Source organism: Bradyrhizobium sp. IC4060 (genome assembly GCF_020193715.1).
GTDB lineage: Bacteria > Pseudomonadota > Alphaproteobacteria > Rhizobiales > Xanthobacteraceae > Bradyrhizobium > Bradyrhizobium yuanmingense.
This window is the reverse complement of sequence record NZ_JADYVJ010000003.1, coordinates 141,531-164,374: the sequence shown is the minus strand read 5'-3', so window position 1 is coordinate 164,374 and position 22,844 is coordinate 141,531. Positions and strand designations below refer to the sequence as shown.

Below are 22,844 nucleotides of genomic sequence, written 5' to 3'. Positions count from 1 at the left end.
GGCCGACCCAGTCCAGGACATGCCCCTAAATAAGTCGCTCCTCCTCGCGCATCACTCTCGATGACATGTTATCCTCGGCGTTTCCCCATACCTTAGTGGCCAGCGTGTCGGCAGGTGATCCTTTTCTTTGGCTTGAGAGGAGGAAGGCGCCGCGCGCATTGAGGTGGGCTCGCAAAGAGACCCGTAAGACACTACAGATCCTACAATCGGATTGGCGCTATAGGCGCTTCCACCAGGACGCGCTCACCATCAGGAAGGGCCGAGACGACATCCCGAAGGTTTCCTTGGGATGGCGCGGCCTAGACAATTTCACCCAAGACAAGAAGCACGTGCGCGGCATCTGGCGTCGTACCACGCTTGATAGCTATCGCACCGAGGAGCCGCAATGGGAAACTATTTTGGACGTGGACGCGTTGGCTGCGAAGGAGAAGAAGAATTGGGTTTTTAACCACACAGACACCAGATGCCTACCGCCCGAAGAGCGGCTGTGCTTGGTCAAGCTTTTCGATGGCGAAAAGGAAGCTGCATTTGTACGCGAATTTGACCAAGATATGAAGGCCTTCGTCAAAACCGGCTTCAATCTTCCCGAGGGAAAGCAGGATGTCGACTGGGTAGACCGCGACACTATTCTGGTTGCGCGAGATTGGGGCAAAGGGACCATGACACGTGCCGGTCATCCCTTCGTCTTGAAGGAGGTCAAGCGCTCTCAGCCGCTCGCGCAAGCACGCGAGGTCTTTCGCGGCGAACGGACCGATTATAGGGTTGAGCCATTCGTGGTGCGAGACAGTGAGGGCGCGGTCCATGCGACCGGCGCCATACGAGTCACGAGCCGCGATGAGCGGAAGTATATACTCCTGGGACCCAAGGGACCAATCAAGCTCCGTCTGCCCAAGCGCGCGGAGATCGGCGGCATCACCGGTGGCCGCCTGCTCATTAAACTTGATAAAGGCCTTGATGAAGATTGGGCGCCGTTCGGTGGCGCCGGCTTCAGGGGCGGCTCGATAATCTCGTATGATTTGGCGGAATGGAAGCGGGATCCGCTGCATGCCAGGCCCTCGCTTGTCTTTCAGCCCGGGCCTCGACAGGAACTCAGCGGCTTCCTCATCAGCAAGAGCTTGTTGATACTCACAGTCCTTGACAATCTTCAGGGCAAGGCATTCACCTACAAGTACGACCGCGGCACTTGGCGGGTCACGTCCATTCCACTTCCAGAAAATGCGAATGTCAGCCTGTTAACCGCTTCCGATACTTCCGATCGAGTAGTGTTCACCGTCTCCAACTACCTCAAGCCGACGTCACTCTGGTACTTTGACGCCGAGACCGAACACCTTGAGTCCTTGAAGGTCGCGCGTGAAAGCTTCAACGCGTCTCAACATGTCGTTGAGCAATTCGAGGCGACCTCGCGCGACGGAACGCGTATTCCTTACTTTTTGGTGCGGCCCCGTAACGCCCGTCTCGACGGTTCAATTCCTACTCTTCTCTATGGCTATGGCGGCTTTGGGCATCCCCTCCTGCCGTCCTATGATGGGGTCATGGGACGACTCTGGCTCGAACAGGGCAACGCATATGTCGTCGCGAACCTGCGCGGCGGCGGCGGGCTAGGGCCGCACTGGCACGAGGCTGCCCAGGGAGCGTCGAAGCAGCGCACATGGGAGGACTTCATCGCAGTTGCGGAGGACCTGATCAGGCGGAAGGTCACAAGTCCGCGGCGGCTGGGAGTGGTCGGCGCCAGCCAAGGAGGCCTGCTGGTGGGAACCGCGCTGACCCGGCGCCCCGATCTCTTCAATGCAGCGATCGCGCGGGTACCGTTGTTCGACATGCTTCGGTTCACCAAGCTGACATTGGGCGCGCTCTGGAGGGGTGAATATGGCGATCCCGCCATTCCCGACCAACGCGAATGGATCCAGCGTTACTCGCCTTATCAGAAGCTAGTGCCAGGCAGAACCTATCCGGCTCCGTTCATTCTCAGCGCGACCAACGACAACGTCGTGCATCCAGCGCACGGCCGCAAGGCAGCCGCGAGGCTGCGTGCGCTTAGTCAGACTTACTTCTACTATGAGGATTTCAAGGGCGGACATTGGCCCGCCACTCCTATCGAAGATGCTCGCCAGGATGCGCTCATGTACATCTATGCACATCGGCGGCTTGTCGATGGTGGGTGAAGTGGAGCACGATCAGGTCGTCAGCACGTTACTTTCACCAACGCTGACTAACATCAGCTCGTGCAGCCCTCGGCAGCTTTGAGAACTTCTCAGTGGAGGCAAAGTGGCAGTCGGCTGGAGACCCTTTCGATATTCAGGCAGCGCGCAAGGGAAGTCGCTAATTAGGCTCAGACCCCGCATGCCGACCAGCGCCTTGAAAAGCGGTGCCGGGTAATGAGCCATCGTTCGGCCGGCGCCTCCTAGGGTCTGTACCTAATTAGCGAACTCTGATTCCTTCGCACCGAGTTGATTCGGGGGGGACTTCGATGCGCAAAGGGCTGTTCTGGCTCAACCACAAGCAGTGGGCTCAGATAAAGCCGCATCTGCCCACGAACCAGACTGGCCCGGCGCGCGATGACGATCGGCGCATCATCAGCGTACCATTCACATGCTTCAGTGCGCGCACGCTGGCGCGATTGCCCGCGCGACTATGGTCCGTACACGACGATCTACAATCGTTTCAATCGCCGGCCCAACCGCGGACATTGACAGGCGATCTTTGAAGCACTCGCCCGCTGCGGCAAGGACGGCGTGACTTTGTCCATCGACTCCATCACGATCAAAGCGCATCGCTCGGCGAGCGGCGGAAAAGGGCGAGCATGAACAGGCGATCGGCCGCTCGCGCGGTGGGCGGACCACCAAAATCCACGCGCTGAGCGACCCTGATTGCAGGCCTTGTGCATTTGATCTCACTCCATGGCAAGCCGCAGATCTTACTGCAGGTCGGCCCTCTTGGAACTCGCGCCGCCGATGTCTACCCTCTTTGGCGACAAAGGCTACGACGGCGTCGGCTTTCGTGCCGAAATCGTCAATCGCGGCGCAAAGTCCGTCATTCCAAACAAATCCGACGGGTAACCCTCCACACCTTCAGTAAGCGTGCCTACAAAAGGCGCAACGTTCTCGAGCGCTGTTTCAGCCGTCTAAGGATTTCAGGCGTGTCGCAACCCGATACGACAAACTCGCCAGGAATTTCTTGGCTACCATCCACCTCGCCGCCATCACTGCCTATTGGATTACTTCAGCCTGAACCCTAACCGAGTTATAGCCAGTGTTTTGACAGGCCTGGCCCATGGCATGAGTTGACGCATGAAAACTCGTGCGATTGTGGCCTCGAATGTGCGTCGGATCCGCTGAGATCAAGGTGTTTCACAAAGCTAAATTACCCACGAGGCCGGGATTGACCGCTCCTACATGAGTGGCCTTGAGCCGCCATGGGAAGACCCAGACAATTGATTTTCTCGACCGTATCGCCGAAAAAGCTGGACGTCGATTTTTTTGATGTTTGTGCAGCCGCCCAAACGCTGCGAGCTCTCCCGGTGGACTGGGGCATTCTGTTGGCATTGGAAAGTGCGACCGGCGCGGCCTAACGCGGTAACTTAACGTCCCCATGTTTGACGGAAGCTATCCGCTCATTCAGGTCGGCTAGCCCGCCGGCCTTGGGTTTATTGCAGTCGACCGGCGAGCCGCGGTTCGGAAGGATGACGATCTTTCATGTAGATTCTGGTCTACACGACCGGGCGGCTCTCCACTTAGCCGAAGATAACATCATGGGACGGACCCGCATCGGCTTGCTGTTCCAAGTTCGTCTTGCTGCGCGGGCTGCGATGTACTGCCGTACGCGAACTTCGTCGTCGGGCGCGTGTTATGAAGGTGCAGCATCTCACAAATCCGTCACCGATGTTTGCGTTGGATGCAGCCGCAATCAGCCCCGCAATTTCTCAACTGCCATGTTCGCAGGTCTAGCTTTGGGAAAGCTGACCGGGCGCCGAGCCAAGCCGCATTGCTCTCCTATCCAGGACAGCCTGCCGGTCCTCGCTTCAGGCGTTGAGGCCTTGCGTATTGTGGTTTGACGTCCAGCTCGGCACTTGACCGGGATGTAGTCATGGCACTGCGGAACGGCCGACGAGAACGGTGAGCAGACCGTCGCCCCACAGCCGCTGCGCAGCTCTCTTGGCATCCTCCAACGTCACCCCGTCGACGATGGCGTCGTGCTTTTCGAGATAGTCGATCGGCAGCTTGTCAAGCTGGTGCTGCAACAGCGTTCGCGCAAGCTTCGATGATGTGTTGAGAGCCAGTATCTGCGAGCCCTTCAGATAAGACTTTGCATCGTCGAGTTCCTGCTGGGTTGGCCCTTCCTCCGCAATGTGGCGGGCCTGCGTCTCGATCTCTTCGACCGTTCCGTCGGCACGGTCGGCGCGCGTGCCGCTACCGCCGACGAAAACGGCCGAATGATTCATCCAAACCAGGTGCTGACCGACGTAATAGGCCAACCCGCGCTTATCCCGGACTTCGCGGAACAGCCGCGAGGTCGGACCGGCACCGCCAAGGATGTGGTTGACGACACGGGCCGCCATGAAATCGGGTTCGCTGCGGCGGACGCCCGGACCGCCGAAAGCCGCGACCGTCTGCGGTACGTCGAGCGGAATGAAGACCCGCTGCGGCGGCTTTGCTGCGACCACGTCAGGAACCGGCGTTGAATCCGAGCTGGCCGGCAGGCCGCCGAAACTGATGTCGAGCAGTTTGGAAAGGGCATCTGGATCGACGTCGCCAACCACCGCTATGTTGAGCGTGTCTTTGGCGATCACGCCTCGGAGGTAGCCCTTGAGATCCGCTACCTCTATCTTCGGCACGCTCTCGAGGGTACCTCTGGCCTGCCGAGCATAAGGATGATCCCTGAAGGCGACTTCGAAGAATTTGCGATTTGCGAGCGACGCCGGATTGGTCGAGTGATGTCGAAGGTTCGCAAGCACTCCGGCACGAATCCGTTCGACATCGGCTGGGTCGAAACGTGGTGAGGTTAGCGCCATCCGTAAGAGGTCAAAGGCTTCCTCCTTGGTGTCCTTGAGCATGTGCAAGCTACCGCGGAGGTAGTCGCGATGCGATGCAAAGCTCAACTTAATGGCGCGGCCATCGAGCCGCTCGTGAAAGGTCTTGTAGTCAAGATCGCCGGAGCCTTCGTCCAGCAGGCTAGCCACCATGTGCCCAACACCGGGCTTTTCGGCGGGATCCTGCGTCGCGCCGCCGCCGAAGGCATATTCCACCGTGATCAGCGGGACAGTTGCATCCTGCACCAACCATGCCTTTATACCGCAAGGCGAGACCAGCCGTTTGATCTTGGCCGCGGAAAGCGTGCTGCTGGCGGCAAACAAGCTTGGCCAGGCGAGCGTCGCGATTGACAGCGATGCTCCGGCGAGGAGAACCCCCCGTCGTGTGTAACAATAGGTCATGATCGCTTCTCCGCGTCTTTTTGGGATCGCTCTTTAGTGAGATAGCCTGTTACTGAGCGCTTCTTGTCGAGCCATTTGCGCGCGGCCTCGAGCACCTGTGCGTCACTAACAGCGCGGATGCCGTCCGGCCAGCCTCGGATCTCGTCGATGCTCTGTCCCGTCGTGAGCCGGCTGCCGTACCAGAGCGCAAGCTGTTCCTGGTCGTCGTGAGCATAGATTGCTTGCGCGATCAGCCGCGTCTTGACCCGCTCGATATCTTCGGCGCTCGCCGGATTATGCGCAATGCCGGCAATCACCTCGTCAATAGCGAATTCGAGCTGCCCGAAGTCGATGCCGGGTTTTGGTATGGCTGAAATCTCGAGTAGCCAATGATCGAGCTGGGGGGCCTCGTAGCCCGCCGAGGCGCTACTTGCGAGCTGCTTGTCAATTACCAGCGCGCGATAGAGATACGAATTGATGCCACCGCCCATCAATTCCGCGAGCACGTCAAGCACTGCGCTTTCGCCCGCACCCGCGGTGCGCGCCGACGGCACGAGATAGTAGCGGTACAGCGCTGGCTGCTCAACGCGGGCATCGGCCAGCGTCACGTTGCGCGGCGCGGCCGGCGTCGGCTCCTGAGGTCGCAAGCGTTCTGCGGGGATCGATGGTTGCGGGGGGATGCGGCCAAAACTCGTCTCCACCAGCGGGCGGATCTCGCCCGCCTCTACGTCACCGGCGATGATCAGGATAGCGTTGTTTGGTGCATAGAACCGCTTATAGAAGCCGAGCGCGTCCTCACGACCAAGCTTTTCGATCTCCTGCCGCCAGCCGATAATGGGGCGACCGTATGGGTGGTTAAGGTAAAGCGCCGCCATCATCTGCTCGACGAGCCGCGCACCCGGATCGTTGGCGGCCCCATTTAATTCCTCGAGCACGACGTCGCGCTCGGACGACACCTGTTCATCTTCGAGGATGAGACCGGTCATGCGGTCGGCCTCAAATTCCAGCATCTTTCCGAGCTGCCCGCGCGGAACATGCTGGAAATAGCTGGTATAGTCGGTCCAGGTGAAGGCATTTTGGTAGCCGCCGACGCGCAGCACGGCCTGGTCAAATTCACCGGGCGGATGTTTGGATGTGCCCTTGAACATCAGATGTTCGAGGAAATGCGCCAGCCCCGATTTTCCAGGTGGCTCGTCGGCCGAGCCGACTTTATACCAGATCATCTGAGTTACGACGGGCGTCCGATGATCCGGAAACACCACAACCTCGAGCCCATTCTGAAGCGCAAAGCTGGCTGGTCGATCCCACCTCGCCTGAGCAAGAACGCCGCCCTCGTGTGAACCGTATCGGTTAGGAGTAGTGCTATCCCTCGTTCCGTCTTCGACCAGCGTAGTCCGCGTCCTCGAGAAGGCACCTGCGGCGGTCTCCTTCGTGTTGGCGGTGACCGAACTCCGATCGCTCATGGTAACGCCTTTCGTTCCATATATATGCACCGACTGTGGCGGAGCAGAACAAGACTTGGCGGCCGCACACCGTCCGAAATGCAATGAAGCAAAGGCGGGGCCATTTGCCATGGGATGCGCCAGAGCGCGCGCCACCTGGATATAAAGCAGAACCAACGCTTATCCTGTCCAAAGGGCCGCTGTCGCCATGTCGTGAACACGACATGGCGCAAGCAGCCCTACAATTTGCCGAGATTGTAGAGCGACAACTTGCTCACATAGATTGGGCTGAGAGTTGATACGACAGCTCAACTTGTTGCAGCTTGCTATTAGACGTTTCGCTGCTGTGTCTTTTCCATATTCTGGAGTTACTACTCTGGCGGTTGGTTCGCACGGAAACGGTAGAGCCAACGAGCGTCAGCTCCTTCAGGAACGTCCGCTTCTCCCGCTTGGTCGGCTCGGATCAATCACCCATTCCAGTGCGCTTATGTGGATCTGCTGCCGTGAGTTAGTGCTGCCGAGCATCGAACGCCACGGAGAGATCGAGCTCCAACTGATCCTACTCCTTGCGCCCCAGCATCTCGTCTGCTCCGCCGATCGCGACTCGCCGACAAGAACGGAGGCCTCCTTGCGTGCAAGGTCTGGTGTCCAAGGGCATCGTGAGGACCGATGGTGACGAAGCGGTGCCGACCGAACGCTGGGTACTTGAGAACGTATGTCGCTTTGTCGCGTTGACGTTTACGACGGCAAACGGCACGCCTTGATCATCCGTATGTAGCGATACCGGATACCGTTGATGACGAAGACCAAAGAGATGTCTAATGCCTGGACGTATACGCGTCGTACGATGCTGTTGGGCAGTAGCTTCTTGGGTAGCGCGTTGTTCGAGGGCGTTACGGTGCCTACACCCAATCGGCCGCAGCGCAAGGTTGCCATGGTGTTGAAGGCGGCCGACTCTCCCTTCGTCGTTGGGTGCACACAAGACGGCATTACCTCGTTGCGTTATCGTAACGATGCGTATGACACGGATTATGTTCTGCCCGGAGCCGTGCTGGGGACGGCTCACGCTAGAGTTCGGCGTGCCGGATCCGAGTGGCATACGCTTCGAACCGGCGTTGATGCAACGAAGCCGATGCATAGCGCGGCCCTCGAACTAGCAGCCCGCGATGCTGGTGTCCTTCTCACGACCCGCCTCGCAGTCGACGAGGCTGGATTGACGTGGGAGATCATGCTGCGGAACGACGGCATGGCGAGCGTGGAGGTTGGCGACCTCTATTTACCCATGCCGATGAACACCGAATTTCCGGCAGGGCAACCGGTATCGATGGCTGTTTTGAAGCACAGCTTCGTCTCGGGGCATGGATCGCACATCCTCTGGATTCGCAGCAACAGCACCGGTCCGTTCCTCATGCTCTTACCGGAAGCGGACACGTCACTGGAATATTGGGATGTCCACAAGGATTCGGCCGAAGCCAGTGGGACGTGGTGCGCCTACATCTTGGGCGGGGCGGCCGCCGGCGAGGCAATGGCGGGCGGGACTCGCTGGCGACAGCCGACCCATTCCCTGTCCCTGTCGTCGGCCGAGCAACGGCGTTACCGTCTCCGCTTCCAGTGGGTTGCCGATTACGAGGCGGCGCGCAGGGCTATCGCGGACGCCGGTCTGGTGGACGTGGAAGTAATGCCGGGCATGACGGTTCCCAACGACCTGCATGTCGACATCGCGCTCGCGTCCTCCATTCCGGTGGAGCGAATTGAGGCGGAATTTACCGGCGACACGGTGGTGCAACGGTTGCCGGATCGGGCTGGCAGGCGACTGTGGCGGGTTCGCTTTTCGCGATTGGGCGAGAACCGGCTGACTCTGCACCAGCCGGGTGCGCGCCAGACCTTTCTTGAATTCTTCGCTACCGAGCCCGTCGAGACGATGATGAAGAAGCGCGCAACCTTCATCGTGAAGCGGCAGCATCGTGACCCGTCCAAATGGTACGACGGTTTGTTTGGCGAGTGGAATATGGAGACGCAGGTCCTGCTTGGCCCGGACAATTACGACCGGATCAAGGGCTGGCGCATCTACGAGGTGACGTGCGACGATCCCGGGCTGAGCAAGCCCGCTTACCTCGCGACCAAGAATGCCGAGCATCCTGATGTGGCGGAAGTGGCGGCGCTGGATCGGTATATAGATACGTTCGTCTGGGGCGGGCTGCAACGTACCACACAGGAGGCATACGCCTACGGCCTCTACGGTATACCCGATTGGAAGCAGAACAGGGAAAGCAGCGATCCCGGCCCAAAGGGCCGCCTGCATATCTGGCGGCCTTATGACTATCCGCACATCTTCGCGATGTATTTGGCCATGCACCGCATCGCGCGTGACCATCCCGCGATACCCACCCGCCAGAGCGCACGAGATTATTTGGTACGCGCCTACGGTACGGCGCTGGCCATGTTCACGGTGCCGATGCGCGTGGTGATGTGGTCTGCCTACCGCACCGGCATCTGCAACGAATGTGTGATCCCCGAACTGGTTTCGGCGCTCACGACGGCGGGCTTGACGCGCGAGGCGGCGACGTTGGAGGCGCACTGGGCGCGTAAGGTGCGCGCCTTTGTCGATCCGAAGGCGGACCTGTTCAAGTCTGAATATCCGTTCGATTCCACAGCCTTCGAATCAACGCAGGCACTGGCGCGCTCGGCCCTTGACGACCCTGTCGCCATGGGGGTTTCGAAGGCGGCAGCGCGTGCCTTCGCGGAGCGTCAGATCGCTGCAAATCTGTTCTGCCGTGGCTGGCTGGAACCTGCTTATTACTACCTGGGCAGCGATTATCGCCGCACTGCGGGTGACGCCTATACGCTGACTTACATGGCGCAGATGGGTGGCTGGGCGCTGCTTGATCATGCGCTGAACGATGCGGACGACCCGCATCCGCTCCTTCGTCTCGGCTATGCGTCACAACTCAGCGCGTGGGCTTTGCTGAACAGCGGCCCTGCGTCGGCCGGTCATGGCTATTGGTATCCGGGCGAGGAGAATGACGGCGCGGCCGGTGGCGGCTTCGAGCCCGCGCCGAGCGGGACCACATGGCTCGGTCAGCCGCATCACCGTGGAACGTGGTATTACTCGTGCGAGATCGACCTGGGATTTTGTGGGGCGGTCCGCGCTGCTGCGACAATCGTTGCCGACGATCCCATCTTTGGGCAGGTTTGTCATGGTGGCATCATGGAGACGTTCGCTCACACCCTGCGTATCTGGCCACGTGATGGCGTGCGTCGACGGCTCAACGTGCGGCTCCAGTCTCTCCGATTGGACTTGGTGCTGCTCGACGCCCGATTCCGGGCGGATCGACCGATCATTCTGAATTTGGGGGAGGGGTGGATCAGCCTTACGCCTGAGCCCTTTGCCCCATCTGCATCGGGAGTGACGTTCGAATTGCGGTACGATGACGGGAGAAAGCGCAAGGAAGTCGTCGACATCACGGACAGCCAGATCGTCATCCGCTTGCCTGCGGCGCGCTTACCGCGGGTTCAACGCTAGGTTACCGATTATCGGGTGCGATCGGCACTTATGGCCTGCTGTTCCACGAGGCTTCCGAGGCGATGACGATCATCCCCGCAAATCCCGAGCATCTGGCGCACGTATCCGCATCGCCGCGGTGCTGCATACCTCGGGTTCGGCGATGAACCACCATCCGCGCATCCACATGATCGTGCCGGGGGCCATCGACGGCAAATTCAATATCGTTGAAATATGGAAAACGTGAATGCCGTGGCCGCCCTCTCCCGGGAGAATCGCCTCTAGGCTATCAATCGGCACTGGAATGGGACCCCCATCGGCGTCCAACAGGGGCTCTGACTCATATGTGGAACGGCCCGGGCTGCAAGATCTTTCTCTGGTTGAACAAGGGATGACGGTGCGGTCATATGTTCGGCCCGTAAACGCGGCGCCTGGCCGCTGGCCACGATGATATCCGCGGAAGCAATCGCCCAGTCAATTTCTCCCGCTCGAAGCGCAGTGAGTCAGGCGGTCTGATCGCTACCGGGAATGTCGTCATTCGGGGGGCATCCAGATTTGCACCTTTCTCCTCGGCAGCTTTCTTCTTCCGCCGGGGAACTCTTAGGATTAGGTTTTCAGCATTGCAGCCGGCTCCTGATAGATGCCGCCTCTGACCAACAAGGCCCAGATGGTGCGCGCAACCTTATTGGCGAGCGCCACCGATACGACGTTGACCGGCCGTCTTTGCAGCAAAGTCTGAATCCAGAGCGGGACTTTCAAGCCTCGTTTAGCAAGCTTGATGATTGAGGTCACACAAACGATCGAGAGCGTTTGTAGTTGCCGATTTCCACGCTTTGATATCGCCCGAGCCTTTCTTTCCCGCCGCTTGACTGCGACCTCGGCGTCAGCCCCCGTCCAGGCCGGAGGATGACGATGGTCCCGATCCATCGGCGCCGCCCCCCGCGGCGCCAGTTGCGGCGGCCGCGGTTTCTGTGTCATCCGCTCGCCGCACGCGCGGCGCGAACTTCCATGTCGCCGGCGACGGCGCCCTGGCAAAGGGCTGGAAGGATCGCGCGCGCGACAATATCTCCGCGATCCGGCCTGTCGCCGTGATGGTCCATTTCCTGGTAGCCAAATTTACCATCAATGGTCATTGGCCATCAACTCCAGAACCGCTTCGCTTGATAGGCAATCCTGCGTAACTGGCAAATTGCCATCTTTGCTGCTTGAGAACCTCGCTGGGTGGTCAGCTTTTCTGCGACCCGAGACCGCAATTCGGAACGATTTATCGCTATCGCGCAGTGTCAACGGGTTAAGCTCAGGGAGCAAGGTCACACGGTCCGCTCGGCATCCGTGGGTTTGAAATCCTGCGAAGCCTGTCAAATATCGCTGAATTCCTGCAGCATTTTATCGGCTGCGTCGCGATATCGCTGCTCGCTTCCGATAAGAAGGGCGCGTCAGGCAGGGAGTTTTCAAATGAAGGTCGGAGTCCCAAAGGAAATCAAGGCGCACGAATATCGCGTGGGCCTTACTCCTGGAGCTGCCCGCGAATACGTGGCAGCAGGCCACAGCGTGATGATCGAGACCAATGCGGGCGCTGGCATTGGTGCAACCGATGACGATTATCGCAATGCTGGCGCAACGATTTTACCTTCTGCCGTTGAGGTATTCGCCTTGAGCGAGATGATCGTAAAGGTCAAGGAGCCTCAGCCGTCCGAATGGTCTCAGCTGCGTGAGAATCACATCCTCTTCACTTATCTGCATCTGGCTCCCGACCTGGACCAGGCTACCGGCCTCCTGGAATCAGGATGCACCGCGATCGCCTATGAGACGGTAACTGATGCGCATGGTGGTCTACCACTGCTGGCGCCGATGAGCGAGGTCGCGGGTAGGCTTGCGATCGAAGCGGCGGGTAGCGCCCTAAAGCGGAGTACAGGCGGACGAGGACTGCTGATCGGTGGGGTGCCCGGTGTTCAGCCTGCCCGAATCGTGGTGATCGGAGGTGGCGTCGTCGGTACGCACGCGGCACGCATGGCGGTCGGTCTGGGCGCAGAAGTGACCATCATCGATCGTTCGATAATCCGGCTCCGCGAGCTGGATGAGCTATTCGAAGGACGCGTTCGCACCAGATTTTCAACCATCGAGTCCGTAGAGGAAGAGGTTTTTGCGGCGGATGTGGTGATTGGTGCCGTGCTCGTTCCAGGTGCGAGCGCGCCGAAGCTGGTCCGCCGGAGCATGCTGAGCTCGATGCGCAAGAGAGCGGTACTCGTGGACGTCGCTATCGATCAGGGCGGCTGCTTTGAGACATCACACCCAACCACTCACGCTGATCCAACTTACGAAGCAGATGGCATCATTCATTATTGTGTGGCCAATATGCCCGGCGCCGTTCCGCTGACCTCGAGTCAAGCACTGAATAACGCAACTCTGCCGTTTGGTTTGGCTCTGGCCAACAAGGGGTTTTCCGCCGTACTGGAAAATCCACATTTGCGCGCAGGCCTCAACGTCCATCGAGGCCGGCTAACTTACAAAGCGGTGGCCGAAAGCCTCGGGCTGCCCTTCTCACCGATCGAACAGGCGGCGGCGTGATCCCAAAGGCCCTCATGGCCGTTTTCCTCCGTGACTAAGCCACCCTTTGGGGTGGCTTTTTTTCGGCTACATCAATCGGCTGACCGCTGCCGGCATCTACTTTGACCGCGAAGCGTAGCGGAGGATCACCAGACGAACACCTGGCTTCAGTCGCCTGCACGAGGGGGAGCCAGTGTACTTTTGCCCCATACAGCGCATGTGCCGGTTTCGCCGGCAATACGGGGCAACTGAAAATGCGTCCCGCGGGCCCCGAGAGGGACGCGCATCACGGGTGTGACTGCATCTGGAGCGGCCGCCGCGACCTTCTGACTGGCTGTGGCGAGGCGGACCGGTGAGGACCTGCCGGTTGCTGCCCGTGATGCTGTCGCGTAAGCCGCGGCTGTCCCGGTGAGTGGAATCAACAAGATGCGCTCTGGGTTAGACCCGCGGGGAACTCTGTGATGCCGCGCGACGCATCGATCTTAGCCGTGGCACGGCGGCGTTTGGGGAGGATCTCAGATCGTCCCCTTAAGTCTGGCAACGGTCGTTCACCTGATCGCTAACTGCTGTGAATCGACCATGCGCAAATCAAAGCATCGAGATCAAGCCGCCACGGCCCTTGTAGGATTTGCGACAGCGTGTCGAGGCGGCGATTTGCGTTATTGAAAATACTCTAGACGAATCAAGCTCAAACTGTCTGGCACAAGACTTGATAGCAAGACACTGTCCCGCACCTTTTGCTTATGGAATCGCAGTGATGGCTTACAAGATAATCGCGTCCCAGTGCACCGTCTGCGGTGCGTGTGAGTTCGAGTGTCCCAATGCCGCGATCAGCCTGAAGAACGACATATATGTGATCAATCCGTCCCAGTGTACCCAATGTGAAGGGCATTTTGACGCGCCACAATGCGCCGTCGTTTGCCCGGTGCCCGATACATGCGTGCCGGCAAAGGTCGGGTAGCCGACGAGAGGAGCTCCCGTACGAAACATAATGAAGACGCTATCGACACCGCCGCCTTTCCTATCCGTCTCCTGTTTTCTCACATGCTAGCCGCGAGTCCGTGGTGACTTGCGCGAGTCGCTCGCAGAGCTTGCGGCGTAATGAGCGTGCCGTCCCGAGACCCCGGCAAAGGGACAGGAGTGGGCTTTAGTGCTTCAAAATTTTCTAGCAAAAGTTCTTCACGACTAAATACAGCCGTCACCGCATTGCTAGAATGCGCCAGCTTTTCACTACGGGAGAGCGACATGGATGGTTGCGGCGATACCAACGTCACCAAGGCCGCTTCGGCGATCGAAGCTGACGATGCGGTCGACCAGCGCCTGGGTGAAACCGTGCGGCTGCTGCGGCAGCGCGCCGGCCTTTCGATCCAGGACGTCGCCAACAAGACCGGCCTGTCCACCGGCATGATCAGCCAGCTCGAACGCGCACGCGCGATGCCCTCGATCCGCACGCTGCGCCTGCTCGGCATCGCGCTCGACGTCCCCATCTCCTATTTTTTCGAGAGCAGCGATCCCGCCGACGGGCAGCGCTACATCGTGCGCAAGTCCAACCGGCGGCTGCTGCGACTCACCGCCAGCGGCGTCGTCAAGGAAGCGCTGACCCCGGAAGGCAAAGGCCAGCTCGAGCTCTACGAGCTCACGCTCAATCCCGGCGCCTCCTCCGGCACCGACTTCCTGCAGCACACCGGCGAGAAGGCGGGCTACATCCTCTCGGGCAGCCTGCGGCTTTGGCTCGACAACGAGGCCCATGTGCTGGAAGCCGGCGACAGCTTTCGTTTTCCGAGCATCGTGCCGCACATGTTCGACAACCCGACCCAGCAGGTGGCGCGCGTGATCTGGGTGACGACCCTGCGCCAGACCGATTCTCCGGCGTTTGAGGCGTCCTAGCATTCCAGTATCCGGTCGAGTTTCCGGCGTGACTACAATGAACTTCCTGCGGGCCGCACTGAACGCCCAGCGCAAGGCGCGCGGCGAGCAGGAATTCTCCACCCGCGAATTTTTGAAAAGAGACGGTTGGCTTAACATTGCCCAGGACATGCTCAAGCGCGGCTTCAATGTCGGCTTCTTCGGTGGCGAGAGGAAGCGCAACCAAGTTTTGGAGATGGCGCTGTTCCAGCCGAGCCTCTGCGTCCTCGACGAGATCGATGCTAGCCTCGACATCGACGCGCTGCGTATCGTCGCCAACGCAATGACCGCTTGCGTTCGCCGGGTCGACGGCTCGCAAGGAATGCGTCCATCTGAACGCCGACTTCTGCGACATCGATTGCGAATTCTAAGTCATGACGGGTCACAAACTGTATGGCCCGACTGGGGTCGGGGTACTTTACGGCAAGTCTGAGCACTGGCCTCGATGTCGCCCTCCAATGGCGACGGGGAGATGATTCGCGAGTTCGCGTTCCAGTGTCATTTACGGCGATCCGCCACACCGGTTCAAAGCGGGTACGCCGCCGATCGTCGAAGCCCATCGGTTTCGGCGCCGCTGTCGATTACATCAATTCAATAGGCAAGGTGCAGATCCACACGCCCGAGAAGATACTGCTCGCTTACCCGGAGGAGGGGCTCAGGCCATCAACTTCGTGCGCATGATCGGGACGCCGGCCGAGAAGGGCCGATCATTTCGTTTGAAGTGAAGGGAACACATGCGCATGATATTGCCACCATCCTTGACCGCGCCGGTGTAGCCGTGCGGGCGGGGGCGCACTGTGCGATGCCGCTGCTCAAGTGTTTCGGCCTGCTGGCGACGTGCCGTGTGTCCCTTGGACTACAATACATGCGAAGAGCTCGATGTGCTGTGCGTGCCCTTATCAGGGCGTGGCAACTGCTCGCGTGACCTGGCGAGCGTTCACGTGGCGAGGCAGCTCGCGTTGAGCTCTGCAGCATGGGATCGTGCACGTCATCATCATCGCAGCAGGTGAGCATCTGTAGGTTTCAGTAAGTATAGAAGCATTGGCAAGCCTGTGTCGGCCAGCCGGCCTTGCGGCCGACTTCCGCCTTCAATCGCAGAGCGCTGCAGTCGCGGATAAGATCCAGAACTGGGTAGGGAATTTCAGGCAGAGCCCGCCTTGTTCCATTTCGAACGGGGCCAAACCAAGAGTTCTCCGAAAGCGTGATGTCGGATTCGCAACAACGCCCGTCTCCCCGCACGAGGCTCGCTAAGTAGTTTTGATTGTTGCAGTTTTGGTGCTCGCGAGACACTGGCATGCTGGTTGCAAAAGTCTTGGATCAAGAAGCCGCCCTCGCAACAGCTAACCTTTGAAGGACATCAGATGAGTCTCGCCACGACCCAGAGCATCGCAGAAATCAGGGCTCGCAACAAAGAGCTGATCGAGGAGGTGCTGAAGGTCTATCCGGAGAAAACCGCGAAACGGCGTGCCAAGCACCTCAATGTTCACCAGGCCGGAAAGTCAGACTGCGGCGTGAAGTCCAACATCAAATCCATACCTGGCGTGATGACGATCAGAGGCTGCGCCTATGCAGGGTCAAAGGGGGTGGTCTGGGGACCAATCAAGGACATGGTTCATATCAGCCATGGCCCCGTCGGCTGCGGTCAGTATTCCTGGGGCTCGCGTCGCAACTATTACGTTGGCACCACGGGTATCGATAGCTTTGTGACCCTGCAGTTCACCTCCGACTTCCAGGAGAAGGACATCGTATTCGGCGGCGACAAAAAACTGGTCAAAATTCTTGATGAAATCCAAGAGCTGTTTCCACTTAACAACGGCATCACGATCCAATCGGAATGCCCGATCGGATTGATCGGTGACGATATCGAAGCCGTGTCACGAGCGAAATCCAAGGAATATGGCGGCAAGACCATCGTGCCGGTCCGTTGTGAGGGCTTCCGGGGCGTGTCGCAGTCACTGGGCCATCACATTGCGAACGATGCGGTGCGCGATTGGATTTTCGGCCATCTCGAGGGCGATGGCAAACCCAAGTTCGAGCCGACGCCGTACGATGTTGCGATTATCGGAGACTACAATATCGGCGGCGACGCCTGGTCATCACGAATTCTGCTGGAGGAGATGGGCCTGCGGGTAATCGCGCAGTGGTCCGGCGACGGCTCGCTGGCTGAGCTCGAAGCAACGCCGAAGGCAAAGCTTAACATTCTGCATTGCTACCGTTCGATGAACTACATCTCACGCCACATGGAAGAGAAGTTCGGTATCCCGTGGTGCGAGTACAATTTCTTCGGACCATCAAAGATCGCAGAGTCATTGCGCAAGATTGCGGGTTATTTCGACGACAAGATCAAGGAAGGCGCCGAGCGGGTAATCCAGAAGTATGAGCCGCTCGTGAATGCGGTGATCGCTAAATATCGGCCTCGCTTGGAGGGCAAGACGGTGATGCTGTACGTCGGCGGTCTCCGTCCGCGTCATGTTATCGGCGCATATGAGGACCTGGGGATGGAAGTCATTGGCACCGGATACGAGTTCGGTCACAACGATGACTATCAGCGCACAGCTCAGCACTACGTGAAGGACAGCACGCTTATCTACGATGACGTCAATGGCTATGAGTTCGAGCGCTTCGTTGAAAAGCTCCAGCCTGACCTTGTAGGGTCGGGTATCAAGGAAAAGTACGTTTTTCAAAAGATGGGTGTGCCGTTCCGGCAGATGCACTCTTGGGACTATTCGGGTCCATATCACGGCTATGACGGATTCGCGATCTTTGCGCGCGACATGGACATGGCTGTCAACTCGCCGATTTGGAAGAAAACGAAGGCCCCCTGGAAGGAAGCTTCGAGGGCCAAGCTCCAGGCTGCGGAATAAAGCAACTCATCTCGCTTGGGAAAGCCGGGCGATACCAATCTCGACGATAGTGAAGGATTTCACCAATGGCGCAGAGTGCCGAGCACGTGATCGATCATGTCGAACTGTTCCGCGGTCCAGAATACCAGCAGATGCTGGCCAAGAAGAAGATATTCGAGAACCCTCGCCATCCCGCCGAGGTCGAACGTATTAAGGAATGGACGAAAACCGCCGAATATCGCGAGAAAAACTTCGCGCGAGAGGCGCTAGCGGTAAATCCGGCCAAGGCGTGCCAGCCGCTTGGCGCCGTATTCGCATCTGTTGGCTTTGAGCGCACGTTGCCCTTCGTCCACGGCTCGCAAGGCTGTGTGGCCTATTACCGCAGTCATTTGTCGCGGCACTTCAAGGAGCCTAGCTCCTGTGTCTCTTCGTCAATGACGGAAGACGCTGCCGTATTCGGCGGTCTGAACAACATGATCGACGGGCTCGCGAATAGCTACAACATGTATAAGCCCAAGATGATTGCGGTTTCCACAACCTGCATGGCCGAGGTGATCGGCGATGACCTCAACGCCTTCATCAAGACTTCGAAAGAAAAAGGCTCGGTTCCGGCGGACTTCGACGTGCCGTTCGCCCACACGCCGGCGTTCGTCGGCAGCCACGTCACCGGCTATGACAATGCGCTCAAGGGCATTCTGGAGCATTTTTGGGACGGCAAGGCCGGAACAGCGCCGAAGCTTGAGCGCAAACCGAATGGGGCGATCAACATCATTGGCGGGTTCGATGGCTATACCGTTGGGAACCTTCGCGAGATCAAGCGCATCTTGGAATTGATGGGCATCCGGCATACGGTTCTCGCCGACAATTCGGAAGTCTTTGATACTCCGACCGACGGCGAATTCCGGATGTATGACGGTGGTACGACGCTGGAGGATGCGGCGAACGCGATTCATGCCAAGGCGACTATCTCCATGCAACAGTGGTGCACGGAAAAGACGCTGCCATTCGTGGCGGAGCATGGCCAGGACGTCGTATCCTTCAACTACCCGGTGGGCTTATCTGCAACGGATGACTTCATCGTCGCGCTGTCACGCCTCAGCGGCAAGGAGATTCCCGAGCAACTTGCGCGAGAACGTGGCCGCCTGGTGGACGCCATCGCCGACTCCAGCGCGCATGTTCATGGCAAGAAGTTCGCGATCTATGGCGATCCGGATCTTTGCTATGGGTTGGCTGCGTTTCTGCTCGAACTCGGCGCCGAACCGACCCATGTGCTGTCTACCAACGGCAACAAGGCATGGCAGGAAAAAATGCAGGCGCTGCTTGCAAGCTCGCCATTTGGACAGGGCTGCCAAGCCTATCCCGGCCGAGACCTCTGGCACATGCGCTCACTTCTGTTTACCGAGCCCGTCGATTTTCTGATTGGCAACACCTACGGGAAGTACCTGGAGCGTGATACCGGAACGCCACTGATCCGCATCGGCTTTCCGATTTTTGATCGGCATCATCATCACCGCTCCCCCCTATGGGGCTATCAGGGCGGCCTGAATGTGCTGGTGAAGATCCTGGACAAGATCTTCGACGAGATCGACAAAAACACCAACGTTCTTGGCAAAACGGACTACAGCTTCGACATCATTCGCTGATGAGCGACTGCGCGTGCCATCGCCCAAGCAATGGACGATGGCACGAGCACATGGTCGTTGACTTTGCAATTTGTTCGCCCTGAGAGGAAACAGGATGAGTTCACTAGCGGCCACGGTCCAGAATATCTTCGACGAGCCGGGCTGCGCCAAGAATGGCAGTAAGTCGGAGGCTGAACGCAGGAACGGCTGCACCAAACAGCTGCAGCCGGGTAGTGCTGCCGGGGGCTGTGCTTTCGATGGCGCCAAGGTTGCGCTGCAGCCGTTCACCGACGTGGCTCACTTGGTACATGGTCCGATCGCGTGCGAGGGCAATTCCTGGGACAATCGGGGTGCGGTGTCGTCCGGCTCGGATCTGTGGCGCACCGCATTCACAACCGATTTGAGCGAAACCGATATTGTATTCGGAGGCGAGAAGCGGCTTTGCAAGGCGATCAAGGAGATCATCGACAAGTACGATCCGTGCGCCATCTTCGTTTATCAAACCTGCATCCCGGCGATGATCGGCGACGACATCAACGCAGTCTGCAAGGCGGCATCTCGAAGATTTCTAAAGCCGGTGATCCCGATCAATTCTCCGGGCTTCGTCGGTTCGAAGAACCTCGGCAACAAGCTGGCCGGCGAGGCCTTGCTTGACTATGTGATCGGTACACGAGAACCGGACTACACCACCCCGTACGACATCAATCTGATCGGAGAATACAATCTTTCGGGCGAGCTCTGGCAAGTGAAGCCATTACTAGATGAGCTTGGAGTGCGAATTCTCTGCTGCATCTCAGGCGACGGCAAATATCGCGAAGTCGCTTCATCTCATCGCGCACGGGCGTCGATGTTGGTGTGCTCAAAGTCCATGATCAACGTCGCACGCAAGATGGAGCAACGCTACGGGATTCCATTCTTCGAGGGTTCTTTCTACGGTATTCAAGATTCGACCGAATCGCTACGGCAGATTGCCCGCTTATTGGTTGAACGCGGCGCCCCGACAGATCTGCTCGGGCGCACCGAAGCGTTGATCGCGCGCGAGGAAGCGTGGGCCTGGGGTGCGATCGAGCCGTATAAGCCACGGTTCGAAGGCAAAAAGGCCTTGTTAATGACCGGCGGCGTCAAGTCATGGTCGGTCGTTGCGGCACTCCAGGAAGCCGGGCTTGAGGTAGTCGGCACCAGCGTAAAAAAATCGACCAAGGAAGATAAGGAGCGCATTAAGGAGCTCATGGGGCATGATGCCCACATGATCGAGAATATGACGCCGCGCGAAATGTACGAGATGCTGAAGGGCGCAAAGGCGGACATCATGCTATCGGGCGGAAAGTCGCAGTTCGTCGCGCTGAAAGCGGCGGTGCCTTGGCTCGATATCAACCAGGAGCGTTGCCACGCCTATATGGGCTATGTCGGAATGGTCAAGCTGGTGGAGGAGATCGATAAGTCGCTCTCCAGTCCGATGTGGAAGCAGCTACGTCGACCTGCGCCATGGGAGGCGTTGGCCAAGGCGATGGAGCAGATGCAATCGCCCGCGACCGCGCTCGCCGACCCGGCGCTCGCCGAAAAGTCGCGCCGCGCCAGGAAGATCTGCATGTGCAACAGGGTCGATCTGGGCACGATCGAGGATGCAATCTACGCGCATCGCCTGAGGAGCGTCGAAGCGGTCAGGGAGCATACCAATGCGGTCGGTGGCTGCTGTCAAAGACGTATCGAGGAGATCTTGGTGTCCGAGCCATCTGCCATGCGGCAGGCCGCAGAGTAGGGAGGCGTCATGGCCATCGTCACGACGCCAACAAAAGCCTGCGCTGTCAACCCGCTGAAGATGAGCCAGCCGATCGGCGGCGCATTCGCCTTCATGGGGCTGGGCGGGGCAGTGCCGCTTCTGCACGGCTCCCAGGGGTGCACATCCTTCGGGCTCACGCTCTTTGTCCGGCATTTCAAAGAGGCTGTACCGCTGCAGACCACCGCGATGAGTGAGGTCACGACTGTACTGGGTGGTTATGAGAATCTCGAGCAGGCGATACTGAACATCTACAAGCGAGCTAAGCCAAAGGTCATCGGAATCTGCTCGACTGGTGTCACCGAGACCAACGGCGACGATGTGGATGCCTACCTCAAGCTGATCCGGAGCAAGCATCCGCAACTCGCAAAGTTGCCGCTCGTTTACGTCTCGACACCTGATTTCAAGGGTGCGTTCCAGGACGGCTGGGAGAAGGCTGTCGCGCGCATTGTGGAGGTGCTGGTGGATGGGCCAAATGCCAGTCGCCTGAGGGATCCATCGAGGGTGAATGTTCTGCCGGGATGTCACCTCACGCCCGGCGATCTTGATGAACTCCGTGTCATACTGGAGGATTTCGGGTTGTCTCCGTCCTTCCTCCCTGACCTGGCGGGATCGCTTGATGGGCATATCCCGGATGAGTTTACGCCAACGACCATCGGCGGCATCGGCGTCGGCCAAATTGCGGATATGGGTCGCGCCGGGTGGACGATTGCAATCGGTGCGCAGATGCGGCGAGCTGCAGAGGTCATGCAGGCAAAGACCGGCGTGCCTTTTCGTGTCTTCGAGCGGCTGTGTGGCCTTTGTCCGAATGATGAGTTCATGACGTTTTTGAGTGAGATCAGCGGCCGCCCGATACCCTTGAAATATCGACGCCAGCGCGGTCAGCTCACAGATGCCATGCTGGATGCGCACTTCCATATTGGCGGTCGCAAGCTCGCAATCGGTGCTGAGCCAGACCTTCTGTTTGATTTGTCCGGCATGCTGAACGACATGGGCACGCAGGTGGCCGTTGCCGTGACGACTACTCAGTCGGAGGTGATCGAACGGATCAAGACCAAGGAGGTAATCATTGGCGATCTCGAAGATCTGGAAGGCCTTGCCAAAAAGAACAACTGCGATCTGCTGATCACGCATTCGCATGGAAGGCAAGCGGCGGCGCGGCTGAAGGTGCCGTTCTATCGCGCAGGTTTTCCGATATTCGATCGACTTGGCGCGGGACACCAGCTATCGGTAGGCTACCGTGGTACGCGGAATGTGATCTTCGAAATCGCGAATCTCGTGATCGCGCATCGCGACGAGAACGATCAGCCTACGCCCGATAAGTGGCGGACTGGGCGCGTACTGCCACGATGCGCGGGCCATCGCAGCTCCACCGTCGCGACTGAGAGGTCGGTTGCATGAAAGTTGCGTTTGCCACTCAGGACCTGAGACGCGTCGATGCTCATTTTGGTTGGGCAAAGAATATCGCAATCTACGATGTCGCTCCTGGCGGGCACGTGTTTGTTAAAGCGATCGAGTTTGATGGCGATCTTAAGGAAGACGGCAGCGATGATAAGTTGGCGCCAAAGATCGAGGCTATCAAGGATTGCGCAATCCTTTACGTCGCTGCCATTGGTGGTGCAGCGGCTGCGCGAGTGGTGGCCAACAAAATCCATCCTATCAAGGTGAGCAAACCAGAAAACATTCTAGTGCTCCTAGAAAAACTCGAGCGGGTGCTGAAGGGCACACCACCTCCCTGGCTGCGCAAGGTCATGGCAAAGGACCAGGGGAGAACGTTCGAGTTTGATGAATGAGGTGAT

At 58.7% G+C, this 22,844-nt stretch carries 16 protein-coding genes and 4 pseudogenes; 16 read left to right on the top strand and 4 right to left on the bottom strand.

The window, feature by feature from the left end; translation table 11 throughout:
• Positions 1 to 65 precede the first annotated feature (65 nt).
• The 3 genes and pseudogenes from I6F16_RS12615 (at position 66) to I6F16_RS12605 (ending at position 3,568) form a co-directional block, all read left to right on the top strand.
• Positions 66 to 2,162: a prolyl oligopeptidase family serine peptidase gene (locus tag I6F16_RS12615; RefSeq protein ID WP_225173796.1), complete on the top strand. Its 2,097-nt coding sequence runs from the start codon at positions 66 to 68 to the stop codon at positions 2,160 to 2,162.
• A 305-nt stretch (positions 2,163 to 2,467) separates the two neighbouring features.
• Positions 2,468 to 3,228, top strand: a pseudogene (locus I6F16_RS12610) (IS5 family transposase).
• A gap of 184 nt (positions 3,229 to 3,412) precedes the next feature.
• Positions 3,413 to 3,568: a hypothetical protein gene (locus I6F16_RS12605; protein WP_157784109.1), complete on the top strand. Its 156-nt coding sequence runs from the start codon at positions 3,413 to 3,415 to the stop codon at positions 3,566 to 3,568.
• Between the two features lie 513 nt (positions 3,569 to 4,081).
• Here the strand turns inward: I6F16_RS12605 and I6F16_RS12600 are convergent.
• Both I6F16_RS12600 and I6F16_RS12595 read right to left on the bottom strand, forming a co-directional pair.
• A complete protein-coding gene (locus tag I6F16_RS12600; protein ID WP_225173795.1) occupies positions 4,082 to 5,428 on the bottom strand; it encodes a pitrilysin family protein in 1,347 nt (448 codons plus the stop codon).
• Positions 5,425 to 7,026, bottom strand: a complete 1,602-nt coding sequence (locus I6F16_RS12595; RefSeq protein WP_225187093.1) for a pitrilysin family protein — start codon at positions 7,024 to 7,026, stop codon at positions 5,425 to 5,427. Before I6F16_RS12595 ends, I6F16_RS12600 begins: the two co-directional genes overlap by 4 nt.
• A 619-nt stretch (positions 7,027 to 7,645) precedes the next feature.
• Here I6F16_RS12595 and I6F16_RS12590 point away from each other — a divergent pair.
• Both I6F16_RS12590 and I6F16_RS12585 read left to right on the top strand, forming a co-directional pair.
• On the top strand, positions 7,646 to 10,372 hold the full coding sequence (locus tag I6F16_RS12590; protein ID WP_225173794.1) for a DUF5695 domain-containing protein: 2,727 nt from the start codon (positions 7,646 to 7,648) through the stop codon (positions 10,370 to 10,372).
• 29 nt (positions 10,373 to 10,401) lie between these two features.
• Positions 10,402 to 10,553: pseudogene (locus I6F16_RS12585) on the top strand (transposase); the annotation flags it as partial.
• Positions 10,554 to 10,957: 404 nt separating this feature from the next.
• Here the strand turns inward: I6F16_RS12585 and I6F16_RS12580 are convergent.
• Both I6F16_RS12580 and I6F16_RS12575 read right to left on the bottom strand, forming a co-directional pair.
• Positions 10,958 to 11,191: pseudogene (locus I6F16_RS12580) on the bottom strand (IS110 family transposase); the annotation flags it as partial.
• 134 nt (positions 11,192 to 11,325) lie between these two features.
• Positions 11,326 to 11,484 (bottom strand): hypothetical protein, encoded by a 159-nt coding sequence (locus tag I6F16_RS12575; RefSeq protein WP_225173793.1) that lies wholly within the window; start codon positions 11,482 to 11,484, stop codon positions 11,326 to 11,328.
• A gap of 322 nt (positions 11,485 to 11,806) precedes the next feature.
• Between I6F16_RS12575 and ald the strand changes: the two genes are divergently transcribed.
• From ald to nifX, 11 genes and pseudogenes are all read left to right on the top strand, one after another.
• The gene (gene ald / locus I6F16_RS12570) at positions 11,807 to 12,919 is read left to right on the top strand and encodes an alanine dehydrogenase (RefSeq protein WP_225124663.1); all 1,113 of its coding nucleotides are present in this window, start codon (positions 11,807 to 11,809) and stop codon (positions 12,917 to 12,919) included.
• 736 nt (positions 12,920 to 13,655) lie between these two features.
• Positions 13,656 to 13,859: a 4Fe-4S binding protein gene (locus tag I6F16_RS12565; protein ID WP_036014930.1), complete on the top strand. Its 204-nt coding sequence runs from the start codon at positions 13,656 to 13,658 to the stop codon at positions 13,857 to 13,859.
• Positions 13,860 to 14,143: 284 nt separating this feature from the next.
• Positions 14,144 to 14,785 (top strand): cupin domain-containing protein, encoded by a 642-nt coding sequence (locus I6F16_RS12560; protein WP_225173792.1) that lies wholly within the window; start codon positions 14,144 to 14,146, stop codon positions 14,783 to 14,785.
• Positions 14,782 to 15,095, top strand: a pseudogene (sufC, locus tag I6F16_RS12555) (Fe-S cluster assembly ATPase SufC); the annotation flags it as partial. The gene I6F16_RS12560 and the pseudogene sufC, both read left to right, overlap by 4 nt.
• Positions 15,087 to 15,236, top strand: coding sequence for a hypothetical protein (locus tag I6F16_RS38190; protein ID WP_346730179.1), 150 nt, complete (start codon positions 15,087 to 15,089; stop codon positions 15,234 to 15,236). The pseudogene sufC and the gene I6F16_RS38190, both read left to right, overlap by 9 nt.
• 288 nt (positions 15,237 to 15,524) lie before the next feature.
• Positions 15,525 to 15,728: an aminotransferase class V-fold PLP-dependent enzyme gene (locus I6F16_RS38185; RefSeq protein ID WP_346730178.1), complete on the top strand. Its 204-nt coding sequence runs from the start codon at positions 15,525 to 15,527 to the stop codon at positions 15,726 to 15,728.
• Positions 15,729 to 16,164: 436 nt separating this feature from the next.
• Complete coding sequence (nifD, locus tag I6F16_RS12545) at positions 16,165 to 17,667, top strand: nitrogenase molybdenum-iron protein alpha chain (RefSeq protein ID WP_225173791.1); 1,503 nt, start codon at positions 16,165 to 16,167, stop codon at positions 17,665 to 17,667.
• Between the two features lie 65 nt (positions 17,668 to 17,732).
• Positions 17,733 to 19,289, top strand: a complete 1,557-nt coding sequence (gene nifK / locus I6F16_RS12540; protein WP_036014925.1) for a nitrogenase molybdenum-iron protein subunit beta — start codon at positions 17,733 to 17,735, stop codon at positions 19,287 to 19,289.
• A 94-nt stretch (positions 19,290 to 19,383) separates the two neighbouring features.
• A complete protein-coding gene (nifE, locus tag I6F16_RS12535) occupies positions 19,384 to 21,027 on the top strand; it encodes a nitrogenase iron-molybdenum cofactor biosynthesis protein NifE (protein WP_225173790.1) in 1,644 nt (547 codons plus the stop codon).
• 9 nt (positions 21,028 to 21,036) lie between these two features.
• Positions 21,037 to 22,446, top strand: coding sequence for a nitrogenase iron-molybdenum cofactor biosynthesis protein NifN (gene nifN, locus I6F16_RS12530; protein ID WP_225173789.1), 1,410 nt, complete (start codon positions 21,037 to 21,039; stop codon positions 22,444 to 22,446).
• Positions 22,443 to 22,838, top strand: a complete 396-nt coding sequence (gene nifX, locus I6F16_RS12525; protein WP_036014919.1) for a nitrogen fixation protein NifX — start codon at positions 22,443 to 22,445, stop codon at positions 22,836 to 22,838. Before nifN ends, nifX begins: the two co-directional genes overlap by 4 nt.
• Positions 22,839 to 22,844: the final 6 nt, after the last annotated feature.

Coding starts and splice junctions, on each gene's coding strand:
- I6F16_RS12615 (WP_225173796.1), top strand. CDS start 66: ATGTTATCCTCGGCGTTTCCCCATACCTTAGTGGCCAGCGTGTCGGCA.
- I6F16_RS12605 (WP_157784109.1), top strand. CDS start 3,413: ATGGGAAGACCCAGACAATTGATTTTCTCGACCGTATCGCCGAAAAAG.
- I6F16_RS12600 (WP_225173795.1), bottom strand. CDS start 5,428: ATGACCTATTGTTACACACGACGGGGGGTTCTCCTCGCCGGAGCATCG.
- I6F16_RS12590 (WP_225173794.1), top strand. CDS start 7,646: ATGACGAAGACCAAAGAGATGTCTAATGCCTGGACGTATACGCGTCGT.
- I6F16_RS12575 (WP_225173793.1), bottom strand. CDS start 11,484: ATGACCATTGATGGTAAATTTGGCTACCAGGAAATGGACCATCACGGC.
- ald (WP_225124663.1), top strand. CDS start 11,807: ATGAAGGTCGGAGTCCCAAAGGAAATCAAGGCGCACGAATATCGCGTG.
- I6F16_RS12565 (WP_036014930.1), top strand. CDS start 13,656: ATGGCTTACAAGATAATCGCGTCCCAGTGCACCGTCTGCGGTGCGTGT.
- I6F16_RS12560 (WP_225173792.1), top strand. CDS start 14,144: ATGGATGGTTGCGGCGATACCAACGTCACCAAGGCCGCTTCGGCGATC.
- I6F16_RS38190 (WP_346730179.1), top strand. CDS start 15,087: ATGACCGCTTGCGTTCGCCGGGTCGACGGCTCGCAAGGAATGCGTCCA.
- nifD (WP_225173791.1), top strand. CDS start 16,165: ATGAGTCTCGCCACGACCCAGAGCATCGCAGAAATCAGGGCTCGCAAC.
- nifK (WP_036014925.1), top strand. CDS start 17,733: ATGGCGCAGAGTGCCGAGCACGTGATCGATCATGTCGAACTGTTCCGC.
- nifE (WP_225173790.1), top strand. CDS start 19,384: ATGAGTTCACTAGCGGCCACGGTCCAGAATATCTTCGACGAGCCGGGC.
- nifN (WP_225173789.1), top strand. CDS start 21,037: ATGGCCATCGTCACGACGCCAACAAAAGCCTGCGCTGTCAACCCGCTG.
- nifX (WP_036014919.1), top strand. CDS start 22,443: ATGAAAGTTGCGTTTGCCACTCAGGACCTGAGACGCGTCGATGCTCAT.